The 13,607-nt window shown below is 44.1% G+C and carries 12 protein-coding genes; all 12 read right to left on the bottom strand.

Going from position 1 to position 13,607, the window contains the following annotated elements; all coding sequences use genetic code 11:
• Window positions 1-68: 68 nt before the first annotated feature.
• The 12 genes from D8886_RS02505 to D8886_RS02560 all read right to left on the bottom strand — a co-directional run bounded on the left by D8886_RS02505 (window position 69) and on the right by D8886_RS02560 (window position 13,548).
• On the bottom strand, window positions 69-977 hold the full coding sequence (locus tag D8886_RS02505) for a magnesium transporter CorA family protein (protein WP_125434134.1): 909 nt from the start codon (window positions 975-977) through the stop codon (window positions 69-71).
• A gap of 338 nt (window positions 978-1,315) precedes the next feature.
• Window positions 1,316-2,860, bottom strand: coding sequence for a peptide chain release factor 3 (locus D8886_RS02510; protein ID WP_125434135.1), 1,545 nt, complete (start codon window positions 2,858-2,860; stop codon window positions 1,316-1,318).
• A 527-nt stretch (window positions 2,861-3,387) separates the two neighbouring features.
• On the bottom strand, window positions 3,388-4,074 hold the full coding sequence (locus D8886_RS02515) for a YwaF family protein (protein ID WP_125434136.1): 687 nt from the start codon (window positions 4,072-4,074) through the stop codon (window positions 3,388-3,390).
• A gap of 18 nt (window positions 4,075-4,092) precedes the next feature.
• Window positions 4,093-4,779 (bottom strand): YwaF family protein, encoded by a 687-nt coding sequence (locus tag D8886_RS02520; protein WP_125434137.1) that lies wholly within the window; start codon window positions 4,777-4,779, stop codon window positions 4,093-4,095.
• Between the two features lie 60 nt (window positions 4,780-4,839).
• Window positions 4,840-6,210, bottom strand: a complete 1,371-nt coding sequence (locus D8886_RS02525; RefSeq protein ID WP_125434138.1) for a UDP-N-acetylmuramoyl-tripeptide--D-alanyl-D-alanine ligase — start codon at window positions 6,208-6,210, stop codon at window positions 4,840-4,842.
• A gap of 75 nt (window positions 6,211-6,285) precedes the next feature.
• Window positions 6,286-7,332: a D-alanine--D-alanine ligase gene (locus tag D8886_RS02530; RefSeq protein ID WP_185761231.1), complete on the bottom strand. Its 1,047-nt coding sequence runs from the start codon at window positions 7,330-7,332 to the stop codon at window positions 6,286-6,288.
• A 218-nt stretch (window positions 7,333-7,550) separates the two neighbouring features.
• Complete coding sequence (recR, locus tag D8886_RS02535) at window positions 7,551-8,147, bottom strand: recombination mediator RecR (RefSeq protein WP_002910290.1); 597 nt, start codon at window positions 8,145-8,147, stop codon at window positions 7,551-7,553.
• Window positions 8,148-8,250: 103 nt separating this feature from the next.
• A complete protein-coding gene (pbp2b, locus tag D8886_RS02540) occupies window positions 8,251-10,317 on the bottom strand; it encodes a penicillin-binding protein PBP2B (RefSeq protein ID WP_002910291.1) in 2,067 nt (688 codons plus the stop codon).
• Window positions 10,318-10,526: 209 nt separating this feature from the next.
• The gene (locus D8886_RS02545) at window positions 10,527-11,219 is read right to left on the bottom strand and encodes a phosphoglycerate mutase (protein WP_002896114.1); all 693 of its coding nucleotides are present in this window, start codon (window positions 11,217-11,219) and stop codon (window positions 10,527-10,529) included.
• A 149-nt stretch (window positions 11,220-11,368) separates the two neighbouring features.
• Entirely contained in the window at window positions 11,369-12,112 is a 744-nt protein-coding gene (locus D8886_RS02550; RefSeq protein ID WP_125434140.1) for a hypothetical protein, read from the bottom strand.
• Window positions 12,113-12,579: 467 nt separating this feature from the next.
• Window positions 12,580-13,023, bottom strand: a complete 444-nt coding sequence (locus D8886_RS02555) for a Fur family transcriptional regulator (RefSeq protein WP_002896119.1) — start codon at window positions 13,021-13,023, stop codon at window positions 12,580-12,582.
• Between the two features lie 204 nt (window positions 13,024-13,227).
• Window positions 13,228-13,548, bottom strand: coding sequence for a hypothetical protein (locus D8886_RS02560; protein ID WP_002896121.1), 321 nt, complete (start codon window positions 13,546-13,548; stop codon window positions 13,228-13,230).
• Window positions 13,549-13,607 lie beyond the last annotated feature (59 nt).

Raw genomic sequence — 13,607 nt, forward strand, 5'->3', positions numbered from 1 at the left:
TTTTTCCCAAGCACGAAAAAACAAGCACCATTCTCGGTGCTTGTTATAGGTAAAATAATTTCAAATGTTCACTTCTTATTGGCTAACCATTTAAGAAGCTTGGTCAGAAGTCCCCAAATGATTAGACTAATAACAACAATATAGATCCAGGCATTTTTATCATTAGACAAAGGCAGAGGAACATTCATACCAAAGAAACCAGTGATAACTGCAAGCACTGCCAGAAGGACCGAAATAATAGTCAAGACTGTCAAATTGTCATTCAGATTGTTGTTTAGAATGTTATTATAGGAGCCAGAGAGCTGGCTGAGAACTTGAGCAATCAGATCGGTCATGGAGACAAGCTGACGAGCTTCAATCATGGCATCCTCAAACTGCTCGGTTTCTAACTCATCAAAACGGCGGTAAATGCCATGGCTTTTGATATGCTCTAGGAGCATGTGATTCTGCTTGGCTGCAGCAAGCAGATAGACCATAGATGTTTCCAAGTCGGACAGAGCAAAAAGATGCTTTTTGGTAGTTGTCTGACGCAGGAGAGCATTAATCTCATCCTTGCGCTTGTCCATCCGCTCAACAACCGGATAGTAAGAATTGGAAATCAACTCTAGACTAGCAAAGAGAAATTTATAGACCGATACTGGCTCATGGCGCTCAGTATAAGCCTTCATCATATTGACAACATAGGCATTATCCTGGTTGCTGATCGTAATGAGCCGTCTCTGCTGCACCACAAAGGTCATAGGAATCGTCTCATAGTGTTCCTTATCTGTCGCTAGATTAAGGACATTGTAGATAAAGACAACCGTTCCATTCTCACGATTGTAGTCCATGTGAGCCCGTTCGTTCTTATCGAGTGCATACTCAATGGTCTCTTTATCAATTTCATAATCCTGATAAATCCGGGCATTCTTTTTGAAACTATCTGAGTCAATGTTGATCCAGACAGATTGATCTTTTAATTTTCTTTCCAGAAACATGGAACTCCTTTCTATGAGGTAGAATGATTCTCTAATAAACTAGCACCCAACTTCATAAACTCTTCCTGCAAGTAAATATGCAATGTCAAAGCATAAAACTAATCAAATTAACTACCTCGCCTGATGAAATTAGTCAAGTGGTTAGCAAGGGTCCAACAGAACTCGGCCTTAGTAACTTTAGTTTGTTATACAATCATAACAATCCCATTCACTAGGACATAAAAGAAGCGAAAACGATTATTTTTTCGCCGATGAGTTAGTAAGGCAGCTAGCTAGTCCGTGCAACAGCGGCTAGCGTCCAACAAGTAGGAACTTTAGTTCCAATTGTTGGTACTGAGTTACATCTTCTCTTCCAGTTTAACATCTGGATACTTGTCCGCGAACCAGCGCAGGGCAAAGTCGTTTTCAAAGAGAAAGACTGGCTGATCAAAGCGGTCTTTTGCTAGGATATTACGGCTAGAAGACATACGCTCGTCTAAGTCATCTGGTGAAATCCAACGGACAGTCTTCTTGCCCATAGGATTCATGACCACTTCAGCATTGTATTCATTTTCCATGCGGTGCTTGAAGACCTCAAACTGGAGCTGACCGACAGCGCCCAGCATGTACTCGCCCGTCTGGTAGTTGGTATAAAGCTGGATGGCTCCCTCTTGCACCAGCTGCTCAATCCCCTTATGAAAGGATTTTTGCTTCATGACATTCTTAGCCGAAACCTTCATAAAGATCTCTGGAGTAAAGGTTGGCAGAGGTTCAAATTCAAACTTATTCTTGCCTACAGTCAGGGTGTCACCGACCTGATAAGTCCCCGTATCATAAACCCCTATAATATCACCAGCTACAGCATTGGTCACATTTTCCCGACTTTCGGCCATAAACTGAGTGACATTGGATAGCTTGGCAGACTTGCCAGTGCGAGGCAAATTGACACTCATACCGCGCTCGAACTCGCCAGAAACGATACGGACAAAGGCGATACGGTCGCGGTGGCGCGGGTCCATATTGGCCTGAATTTTAAAGACAAAACCTGAAAATTCTGGGCTGAGTGGCTCAACTTCTTCACCATCTGTTTTCTTGTGGCCATGCGGTTCAGGAGCAAACTTAAGGAAGGTCTCCAGGAAAGTCTGGACGCCAAAGTTGGTCAGGGCTGAGCCAAAGAAAACAGGTGTCAGCTTACCGGCCAAAATCGCTTCTTCTGAGAATTCATTTCCAGCTTCGCTCAAGAGCTCAATGTCTTCCTTAACCTGCTCATAGAAAGGATTGGAAGCAAACAGTTGGTCGCCTTCTGCCAGAGTTGCAAAGCGCTCCTCACCCTTATAAAGTTCCAGCCGCTCATTGTAGAGGTCATAAAGGCCCTCAAAGCTCTTCCCCATGCCAATCGGCCAATTCATCGGATAGCTAGCAATACCCAAAATCTCTTCCAGTTCTTCCAACAAGTCCAAGGGTTCGCGACCGTCACGATCCAGCTTGTTCATAAAAGTGAAGACTGGAATATTCCGATGCTTGACAACCTCAAAGAGCTTCTTGGTCTGGGCCTCAATACCCTTGGCCGAGTCAATAACCATGACCGCAGCATCCACTGCCATCAAGGTCCGATAAGTATCTTCTGAGAAGTCCTCGTGCCCTGGCGTATCTAGAATATTGACTCGCTTGCCATCGTAGTCAAACTGCATGACAGAGGAAGTCACTGAAATCCCCCGCTGCTTCTCAATATCCATCCAGTCAGACTTGGCAAAGTTACCAGTCTTCTTCCCCTTGACCGTTCCAGCCTCACGAATTTCACCACCAAAATAGAGCAACTGCTCCGTGATGGTCGTTTTCCCCGCGTCCGGGTGGGAAATAATGGCAAAGGTCCGGCGTTTCTTAATTTCTTCTTGTAAAGTCATCTTCTTCTCTTTCTTTTATTTAGGATAATGGTGAATCTTAGTATTTTTTTATTTTACATCGGAGTATTTCAATCCTTTCAACCTACCTATTATAGCGGATTTAGCGCTTTTTTTCAATTATCTAAAGAAGATAAAAATCGCCCTTTCGAGCGATTCTCTTCTCCTATGTCAATGAAATTTCCTTTAAAATCTGACAATGGCACAAATTGCAACGATTAAGTTCAAACCCAGTAAATGGAGCAGGCGCTTTTTCTGGTTTCCAGCTCTTCTTTCTCTTCAGCTGTCATTGAAAAATGGCCTTATTCCGTTTCAAAAGATAGAGGCTCAAAGCCTCCTCCCCTTTGTCCGCCAGCCTTAAGAAATCTCCAAATTTAGGGTGTTTCATTCCGCGAACAGAAGTGTCTAGCTCGACCAGCTTAAAGAGTTGATAGACAAACAGCCCATTTGTTACTAGAAGCAAAGCAAGTCATAATTAATAAAAAAATCCTGCCACATTAACTTGACAGGACTTGTAAACTTGAGATGAATTAACTGCGGATCAGACTTAACTGCTTTTTCCACCGTTTCTTAAACAAGATATCAAAGAGAACCAGAGCCAGAGAAAGGATGACTGACACAAGAAGGTACTTTATCCATAGAGGGGCATGGGGGATGAAAGGCGGACTTTTTAGCAGACCGTAATTACCTCCTGTCACTTGGTTAACGCCGACTAGGAAAAGATTGAGCCCAAAGGTGTAGGCTACAATCATGTATTTCTTGAGCAAGATCTTGTCGTAGTGATTCATCAGATAAATCAAGGAATTAACCAAAAGGGCATAGTGGCCAATCAGGAAAGAAATGCTGGTAATGTGCGGGAAATCATAGGGGTCAAAGACTGGGTAGCCCAAGGCAAAGACCGCTCCGCTGGCTCCTAAAAGAGCAAAATACTGCTTACTGCGCCATTTGTCCGGCAAAAAAACCACCGCAAACATAGCCAAGCGGCAATGATAGAAGGGCAGACTATTGGAAAAGGGAATCCGAAAACCAAAATACCAGCTATAAAGCATCAGCAGCTGGGCAATCTGAATCCACTTAAAAGCCTTGACAAAACGCGGATTATCATGGTATTTGAGCGAGCTCCAAATAGACAGCAAGACCAGAGCAATCATCACAGCATACCATAAAATCGAGATAGGCGGTGCCACCGTTTTTGTCGTTGTTAAAAAATCTTTCATAAATCCTCCATGAGATAATTAAGTTAGGGTGACTGTCTTGGTCTGCTCCACTCGCTTAAAAATGTCAGAAACCAAGCAGACTGCTGCACTTAAGACGATTGAGACAAGCAGATAATTGAGCAGGAGTCCGTGATTGCCGACAAGCGGCGGATCAGTGAGAAATCCATAAGAACCCTTTGTCAACATATTGATAACAAGCAAAAAAGCATTCATCAGAAAGGTCGTCCACACCACTCGCTGCCAGCTCATAGAGAAAGTATGATAATATCTGAAAAGATAAATCAAACAATTTCCCAAAAGCGCTAGATGGCCGATGATAAAGGACAAAATAGTGATATGGGGAAAAGGGTAAGGATCAAAAATCGGATAAATAAAGGCTACAATTGAGCCAAAAGTCCCCAAAAGTGCAAAATAAAATTTATACACTGAGCGATTAGGCAGAAACATCAAGGCAAACATAGCCATTCTGCAATGATAAAAAGGCAGACTCTCAGACAAAGGGGCAGCAGTCAGCATATACCAAGAGTAGAGGCCTATCAGCTGACAAGCTTGCATCCCAACAAATAACCGCTGGTAAGGCTTCCGATTGTAGTAGCGATAGGAAAGCCAGATAATCGCAAAGACCAGCCCCAAAAGAACAAAATACCAAAGTCCCAGTTGAGGCGGTTCGGTTTTATAGGTTGTAAACATATCTCTTATTCCCATCTCCTACATCTCCATTCTTGTAGATAAAGTTTAGCCAAGGCTGGGGTTGCCCGTTGTTGCTTATAATTTCCCCTCCAAATCCTCTACCAGCTTAGCCAGATTCATGGAATTGCTGCCTTTGAGAAGAATTTGGTCAGTAGGAGTCAGCTTCTCTTTGACAGCTTTAATCAGTTGTTCAAACTGATCTTTCTCGTCATTTTTGATAAAGTAATGGACCTTGCCTGGCGGATAGATTTCCTTAGCATAGTCATAGAGGGCTTCCATGTCCTGTCCATAGAGGAAAAGGTCGGTCACAATTTCTGGATTGAGGCTGGTAATCATCGAGCCGTGCATGAACTTAGAGTCCGCTCCTAGCTCTTTCATATCCGCCAACACCGCTAATTTTCGTCCGCCTGGATTGGCCGGAATGGTCGAGAAAGTCTCCAGAATCAAGCGCATGGCTGTTGGATTAGCATTGTAGACATCAGAAAGAATATCTGCACCATTGGCAGCTTTCTTCCACTCCGTTCGATTGCGGGTCAGCTCCAGCTCAGAAAAGGCTTGAGCAATATCCACCTCAGATACACCTTCCTGCAGAGCTGCATAGGCTGCAATCATGGCATTGGTTGCATTATACTTACCAGTCACAGGCAGGTCGATCCTTTGCTCTAAAAAGTTACATTCAAAGCTCAAGCTGTCCTTGCGCTCTTCCAGACGCGTCAGGAAGATATCCGCATCAGGACCAAAGCGAACAAGTTTGCAGTCTGATGGCAGAAATTCATTGACAATCTTATCTGCTGGCACGATCAAGAGACCATCTTTTCTCAAGTCGTCCGCAATCTGCATCTTGCCTTGAGCAATCTCAGCTCGGCTGCCGAAAAATTCCAGATGGGCTTCTCCGACCAGAGTTACAATGCCTGTCTTAGGTTTGGCAAGTTCCGACAGGAGATGGATATCGCCCAAGTGGTCCTGCCCCATTTCTAAGACAAGTTTCTCTGTGTCCTCAGGCATGTGCAGTACTGTGTAGGGCAGACCGATTTCGTTGTTGTAATTACCTTGTGTCTTATAGGTTTTGTAGCTGGTTGCTAGTAGCTGAGCCAGCATATCCTTGGTTGTTGTTTTGCCGTTGGAACCTGTCACCGCCAGCACATCCACCTGCATCTTTTCCAGATAGTACTGGGCCAAGCGCTGGAAGGCCGTCAGGACATCGTCGACCAAGATATACGGCCCTTCTGCCACTGGACGCTCAGATAGGGTAGCAGCAGCTCCCTGAGCAAAGGCTGTCGCGATAAAGTCATGACCATCACGCGCTCCCTTGAGTGGCACAAAAAGGTCACCTGACTCAATCAAGCGGCTGTCAAACTCAGCATTTCTAAGCGCAACATTTTCAAACTGAGTCACATCATTTTTCGCAGACAGGACTTCTGCAATTTCATATAAATCTAGTTTCATACTTCTTCCTCGTTTTTCGGTTTGCTCGCAAAAAGAAAGGACCGAAAATTTTCAGCCCCTCTATTATATCATATTTTAGAGAAGATGCGCCTCTCTCTTGGCAAATGCCTCTTCAGCTAGACCAACTAATTTCTCAATCAAGTCAGGATAGGCCAGTCCCATATTTTCCCAGAGTAGTGGATACATGGACCACTGGGTAAAACCTGGCATGGTATTGAGCTCATTAAGGAAGACCTGACCATCTTCTGCATAGAAGAAATCACAGCGGGACAGTCCCAGACCACCCAGAGCTCGGAAAGCGGCCTCAGCATTTTGACGCATCAGGCTCACCACTTCATCTGGAATCTTGGCCGGAATATCCATGGTAATTTTATTATCAATGTATTTGGCTTCGTAGTCATAAAAGGCCACATCCTTGACCACTTCTCCAGGCAGGGTACTCTTGACATCAACATTGCCCAGAAGCCCAACCTCAATCTCGCGAGCCGTCACTCCTTGCTCAACCAGTACCCGGCTGTCGTATTTGAAGGCCAGGTCCAGAGAAGCACGCAGTTCTGCTTGGTTCTCCGATTTAGAAATGCCGACACTGGAGCCCATATTAGAGGGCTTGGTGAAGACTGGATAGGTCAATTTCTCTTCGATTTCTTGGATTTTTTGCTCCACATCCTCGCCATCGACCAGCGCCACATAAGGCACTTGGGCTATTCCTGCTGATTCCAGCACTCGCTTGGTCGTAATTTTATCCATGGCTAGGCTAGAAGATAAAATATTACAGCCGACATAAGGCATTTTGAGTACTTCTAGGAAGCCTTGGATAGAGCCATCTTCGCCCATGGGACCATGCAGAACTGGAAAGACTACTGCTCCATCTTCGTAAATATCGCTGGGCTTGATCTTCCGAGACATGTCCACTGTGGCATTGGTCATCAGCTTCTCATCAGCCGCTGGCGTTGCTTCAAATTCCTGAGTTTGGATAAAATCTCCATCCTTGGTGATGAAGTAAGTCTTCACTGAGAATCTATCATAATTGACAGCCCGCATGACGCTCTCAGCTGATAAAACCGAAACTTCCCGCTCTGCACTGCGTCCGCCATACAATAAAATCAATCTTTGTTTTGCCATGATTTTTCCTATCATTTTCTAAAAATAGTACGATTTACAAAAGCTGCCAGCTCGAAATAAAACAACCTAAAAAGCTTGGTTTTACACTTACCTAGCCAGTCGATTCTTCTAAGCAGGAGCTTCTGTATCAGTCCGTTTTAGTATATCACAATTCCCAGCATTTTTGAACAGAAAAAAGGACTCTTCCAGCCAGCTAAAGCCAGAAAAATCCTTGACGTTTACAATTCCGTCCGATTTTCGATAGCGCGAATCAGCGTAACCTCATCCGCATATTCAATGTCAGAGCCAACCGCCAAACCACGCGCTAGGCGAGTCACCTTAATCCCAGCCGGTTTCAAGACCCGGGAGATGTACATGGAGGTCGCTTCGCCATCCGCAGTCGCATTGGTTGCGACGATAACCTCCGTCACTTCACTATCCATCAAACGAGTAATCAGACTCTTGAGATTGATGTCGTCCGGTCCAATGCCATTCATAGGTGAAATCAAACCGTGCAGGACATGATAGAGTCCGTGGTATTCCTGGATATTTTCCATGGCTGACACATCTCGGCTGTCCTCAACGATCAAAATAGTTGATTGATCGCGCGACTGGTCTTGGCAGATTGCACAAGGGTCTTCGTCCGTCAGGTTGCCGCAGACAGAGCAGTAGCTCAGCTCACGCTTAGCAGCCAGCAGATTCTTGGCAAATTCATTGACATCGTCATCGCTCATGCCAATAGTGTAAAAAGCCAGTCGAGTGGCTGTTTTGATGCCAATGCCGGGCAGCTTAGAGAAACTGTCAATCAGCTTGGCAATAGGGGTTGGGTAAAGCATAAAATCCTTTCTCTATTCTCAAAAAATCTCCTCAAACCAGATTGCTCTACTTGAGCACTGACAACTTAAGCTTTCTCCGTTTGCTGATGATTTTCATTGAGCACTAATTCATAGGGTGTTGTTGGTTGTAAAGATTGATAATATCGCGAGTGATACTGTGGCTGACAGTAGAAGATAGGTTCGTATTGTGAGGGAACACCACCGCCACCGCAATCTGCGGCTTCTCACTCGGTGCATAAGACACAACATTGGTATTGATGGCTTCTTTCTTACCCTTGTCCACAAAGGTCTCAGCCGTACCAGTCTTGGCACTGATTGGCACACTCTCTCCCTGAGAAATGGTCCGACCAGTCGTAAAGCCGCTGCTGCCATGAACCACTTGATAGAAGCCTTGCTTGATAATGCTCATATCCTCGTCAGAGATATTGACCTGGTTCAGCTCTTTGGTGTCAATTTTCTGCACCAAATCACCCAGTCCTCCTTGGTCGCTGTTGCCGTAAATGCCTTCAACGATATGCGGAGCCACACGCTTGCCATTATTAGCTACTGTTGAGGCATACTGGGCCAGCTGAAGCGTTGTATAGTTGTCAAACTGGCCGAACGAATTGGTCAGATAGTTGGCAAACGTAAACTTGTCTGGAAGATAGCCTGTGGACTCATTTGGCAGGTCAATCCCTGTCGAAGTGCCTAGACCATATTCTGCAAAAGTCGACCTCAACTTTTTCATGGACGGATCCAGCTCATCAAAATCTAGCTTCATATCAGCTGAGTAAGGCGTCCCCATCATCTTCAGCGCTACCTGCACCATATAGGTATTGGAAGAGTATTCCAAGGCCTCTTGGGCTGTGATGGCACGTGAACCATACTGGGTGAACCAAGAAGTGATACTGTCCGTACCGCCAAAGCTAATCGGCTGGTCTGTCAGGACTTGGTTTCCGCTAATGGCGTTATTCTCCCAGCCTGAGGTCAGAGTTGCAGCCTTGACCACAGATCCCGGAACGAAGACATTAGTCATGGTTCCCAAAGCATCGACCGAATTTTCTCCCGTTTCCAGGTCGTGCCGGACGCCTGCCATGGCCAAGACGGCGCCGGTATTTGGATCCATAGCTACAGCATAGACACCCTCAGAGTAGGTCGCATTGCCACTCGCCAACTCCGCATTAAAGGCATTTTTTAGAATGTCCTCCACTCCCTGCTGGAAGCTTAAGTCCACCGTCAGCTTGAGATTGTCACCCTTACTACCGTCAGAGATATTTTCCACACTCTCCATATTACCATTTTTATCTAGATGAATCTCCTTCTCAGCTCGCTTGCCTTGCAGAACTGACTCATACTGCTTTTCCAGATAGGAGGTCCCCACCCGGTCATTGAGAGAGTAGCCTTTTTTCAGATAATCATCCACTTCCTCAGCCGGAAGTCCAGTCTTTTCTGTCGAGATATTACCCACGATAGAAGCCAGCGAGGTATCCAAGACCTTGCGGTCCCAGCCCGTTGAGACACTGATACCTGGCAGCTCTTTGCTGCTGGAAGCCAGTACAGCTACCTGCTCTGTTGTTAGCGCATCTGTCTGGATGGTCCCCGTCGCAAAGTTGGAAATCGCATTCATCTGACTAAAGAGAACGATGGCCTTCTTTTCCTCATCCGTATAGCCCAGCTGCTTAGGGTCAATGCTCTCAGCTGCCGCCTTATAGATTTTGGACTCAGGCAGGCGGTTGCCATCTGTATCAAATTTCTTGTCCTTGGGTAGCTTTTCCACCACTTCCTGATAGACTGCGCTGTCCGCCAAATAATAATCCACCTCTTGGCGGTCTGTCACCTCTGTATCGCTGATACTGACATAGGTCAGGAGCTTTTGAGCTGTCGCTCGAATCTCTCCAGCCGTCAGCCGGTTATCTCGCGTATAGGTCACCACCTGCTTGGTCGTATTTTCCACCAAGGGCTTGCCAGTAGCATCATAAATCTGCCCACGTACTGAGCTAGTGGTAATCTTGGTCTTGCTGGCCTTAGCTAACTTATCCGTGTAAAAGTCCTGATTGACCACCTGCATATAGCCCAGACGAGCAATCAAGGCTAAAAACAAAAACATCACGATTCCAAACAGCAGATAAAGCCTTCTGGTGATGGAATGACTGTCAAATTTTCTCTTCTTCCTTGCCATTTTCTCTCTCATTCTAGTAAAAGTTCTGACCTTTATTTTACCATAAATCCAGCTCGATGAATGTTTCAAAACTGATAGAAAATCTGAAAATATGGACGAGCTAAGAAGAAATCCGCTAAACCTCGGAACCTAAAAGACTTGCTAGCTAGGCTTCTAGTAATCCTTGTCCTTCCTCTCCGGAAAAGCAAAGAATCTGAGATTATTCTCAGATTCTTTTAAGCTTATTTTCCAAGGTAGTATTCTTTTACTACGTTCAATTTTTCGTCAAATTCGAATACCAATGGTGGGAAGTTTGGAATTTCCACATCCATGATTTCATCGTCAGACAATTGTTTGATGTGCTTCACAAGGGCACGGATTGAGTTACCGTGTGCACCTACAAAGACATTTTTGCCATCTTTCAAAGCTGGAGCAATCTTGTCTTCCCAGAATGGAAGAGCACGTTCCAAAGTCACTTTCAAGTTTTCAGCATCTGGAATAACTGAGTCGTCAAGTGAAGCATAACGACGGTCAGTGTGTGCTGAGTACTCATCATCACGTGGCATTGCTGGAGGCAATACATCGTATGAACGACGCCAGATATGCACTTGCTCATCACCAAATTGCTCAGCTGCTTCTGCCTTGTTTTTACCAGTCAGGCCACCATAGTGACGCTCGTTCAAACGCCATGATTTTTCAACTGGTACCCAAAGCTGATCAGCTGCTTCCAAAGCAAGGTTAGTTGTCTTAATCGCACGCTTCAATACTGAAGTGTAAGCTTGGTCAAACTCGATACCAGCTTCTTTAATCAGTTTACCAGCGTCGATTGCTTGCTGTGTACCTTTTTCAGACAAGTCAACATCAGCCCAACCAGTGAAAAGGTTCGCTTTGTTCCATTCAGACTCACCGTGGCGAGCAAAAACTAATTTTACCATTAGATGGATTCTCCTTTTATTTTCCGAGGCAGTCCCCGTTTATCTATTCTATTTTACAAAATTTTCGCCTAAAAAGCTAGCCTATTTCGTCAAATCAGACCTTTTTCAGCAAGAAAGCGCTTTTGTATTTCCGATCAGAAACCTTTGCCTTAGCACCCGCCAGACAGATAAGCTTCGTTGGCTTCCTTGAGCCACTTGGTTCTACGTCTATCTATTAACTCATGAATTGCCAACAGACCAGCTGTCATCCAAATTGAAATCATGTTAGTCTGGATAAAAAGCTCCACTCCTTTGGTATGCTGAGCGGGAGTCAGATAATCATGCTTAGATATATAGTACAGTGCGTATGGCTCGTAAATCTTAGGCATATAAAGATTAAGTAAAAAGATGATAACAGCAAAAAGAACGACACGCACAGGCCAAGAATAAAGAATTCTATGGAAACGCTCAAAGCCTAAAGAAAAAGTTGCAAACCGTTTAGTGCGCTCCTGACCTAGAAAAAAGAAAAACAAAACAAAGTAGCCGTCAATAGCATAACTAATCATTGTAGGTCGATGCCGACTTGGAAGAAAGAAGCTAGTAAAACCATAATCTCCAGTACTTAAAAGCCAATAGCCTAGATATTCTGGAACAAAGATAGCTGGAAATAGAACTAACCATAAGGAATAGCCTTCTCCAAACTTGACACTCCACAGTTGCTGAACCTTTTTCCATATTAAATGCAGTCGGGCTTTATCCGTATTTTTCTTAGGAAAATTCTCTTTTATGAGTCCGCCACAAGAAGGACAGATAGGATAGCCAGCTTCCTCTTTAAAGAGAAGGTGTCGGCATTCAAAAAAAGGAGATTCTTCGCCGTCTGGCAATTCATCCAACCATTTCTTTCTCCAAAACATAAGACCTCCTAAAAACCTAACCTACCCACAAAGTAATACCCTTTAAAGATTTCAATACTACAGACTTATGACGAATTTACCTATATTTTAAATCCTACAGAACTTTTTGAATCTCTTTGTAAAAAGCTTTATTCTGCTTTCATTATATCAAAAGAGAATTCACCTGTAAAATAATAGCATAAGTATATAAGGGGTTGTACTTAAAATATCTGATCTTGCTATGTGCTGTACTTGACTAGGTATCAACATCTCTAGCTCAGATGATATCCTGCGAACATGCCTTGCTAAAACACATAGAAAAAGGCTAAGAGACATAAGTTCTAGCCTTACCTTTTATTAGGAATAGAATCTTGACTCAATAGCTGATTGCTCAAAATACTGCTTTGAAGTTGCTGATTGAATTTGCGAAGCGAGTCACAACTTTGTTCGCCTTTGAGGCTCCAAAAATCTCCTAATCATCCTCGCTGTCACACCGCCTCTTGCTGACATTGGGGGCATAGGCCATAGACAGTCGTTTGACTTTGGGTGATGTGGTAGCCAGTCTGCACTTCAGCCTCATGCTTCACATCAGGAAGTTCCAGCTCCATATCAGCGATACGACCGCATTTTTCACAGATGACATTGAGATGCTGATGGCCCATAAAGTCAAAGTAGGTCGTCGTATCATTGCGAACCTTGAGCTCAGCGACAAAGCCCTCATCAATCAGAACCTTGAGATTATTATAAACTGTTGCCAGACTCATATTAGGAAAATTGGGCTTCAAGTCCTGATATATCATTTCAGCGCTAGGATGGTCGTGACTTTGGATAATATAGTCAATTACCGCCTTCCGCGTTTCTGTAATACGCACGCCCTTGGCGCGCAAATGGCCAATTACTTGGTCAAAGTCATGCTGATGTTCTTGTTTCATTATTTACTCCGTTATAGCCTCTCATCTAAGTCATTACCATTATACCATGACTAGGCTTACTTGGCTATTAAGAATGATTGTAAATAAGCTAAAAAGAAAAAAGCAGGACAGAACTAACCAAAGTTCATCATCCTGCTTCTGCATGATTGCTTATCCATTTAAGGCAATGCAAGCTTTAAACTAGTATTTTTTTCAATCCTCGCTCTATGCTTGGAATCTCTTCAAGCTTGCTAAATAAAGGGAACCGCCTATGATAGAAAGAATAGCACCAATCCAGCCCAAGAAGTCATTAAAGGTAAAAATTCCACCTACAATCATCAAGATAGAGCCTGCTGGTCCCACACGATTGTCATCCTTATAGTAGACAATACCAGCAATCCCCAAAGCTAGGATTGCAATTTTCAGGATGTCAAATACACCTAGCATAAAATAAATAACCCAAATGAAGAAAGGCCACAAAAGTAGAATAATACCACCAATAAGTCCAACAAGCCCATTTACGAGTGCTAATGTTTTTGTCTTCATCAACAGTCTCCTTTGTATAATTTTTTACTAAAATAGTTTACCATATTTGCTAGAAAAAT

The sequence above is a fragment of the Streptococcus sanguinis genome (assembly GCF_003943655.1).
In the GTDB taxonomy this organism is placed as follows: domain Bacteria; phylum Bacillota; class Bacilli; order Lactobacillales; family Streptococcaceae; genus Streptococcus; species Streptococcus sanguinis_F.

Bases quoted from the DNA above. Each gene is read 5' to 3' on its own strand.
- D8886_RS02530 (WP_185761231.1), bottom strand. From the start codon at position 7,332: ATGGCAAAACAAAGATTGATTTTATTGTATGGCGGACGCAGTGCAGAG.
- D8886_RS02555 (WP_002896119.1), bottom strand. From the start codon at position 13,023: ATGAAACAAGAACATCAGCATGACTTTGACCAAGTAATTGGCCATTTG.
- D8886_RS02515 (WP_125434136.1), bottom strand. From the start codon at position 4,074: ATGAAAGATTTTTTAACAACGACAAAAACGGTGGCACCGCCTATCTCG.
- D8886_RS02525 (WP_125434138.1), bottom strand. From the start codon at position 6,210: ATGAAACTAGATTTATATGAAATTGCAGAAGTCCTGTCTGCGAAAAAT.
- D8886_RS02520 (WP_125434137.1), bottom strand. From the start codon at position 4,779: ATGGGAATAAGAGATATGTTTACAACCTATAAAACCGAACCGCCTCAA.
- pbp2b (WP_002910291.1), bottom strand. From the start codon at position 10,317: ATGAGAGAGAAAATGGCAAGGAAGAAGAGAAAATTTGACAGTCATTCC.
- D8886_RS02545 (WP_002896114.1), bottom strand. From the start codon at position 11,219: ATGGTAAAATTAGTTTTTGCTCGCCACGGTGAGTCTGAATGGAACAAA.
- D8886_RS02550 (WP_125434140.1), bottom strand. From the start codon at position 12,112: ATGTTTTGGAGAAAGAAATGGTTGGATGAATTGCCAGACGGCGAAGAA.
- recR (WP_002910290.1), bottom strand. From the start codon at position 8,147: ATGCTTTACCCAACCCCTATTGCCAAGCTGATTGACAGTTTCTCTAAG.
- D8886_RS02505 (WP_125434134.1), bottom strand. From the start codon at position 977: ATGTTTCTGGAAAGAAAATTAAAAGATCAATCTGTCTGGATCAACATT.
- D8886_RS02510 (WP_125434135.1), bottom strand. From the start codon at position 2,860: ATGACTTTACAAGAAGAAATTAAGAAACGCCGGACCTTTGCCATTATT.
- D8886_RS02560 (WP_002896121.1), bottom strand. From the start codon at position 13,548: ATGAAGACAAAAACATTAGCACTCGTAAATGGGCTTGTTGGACTTATT.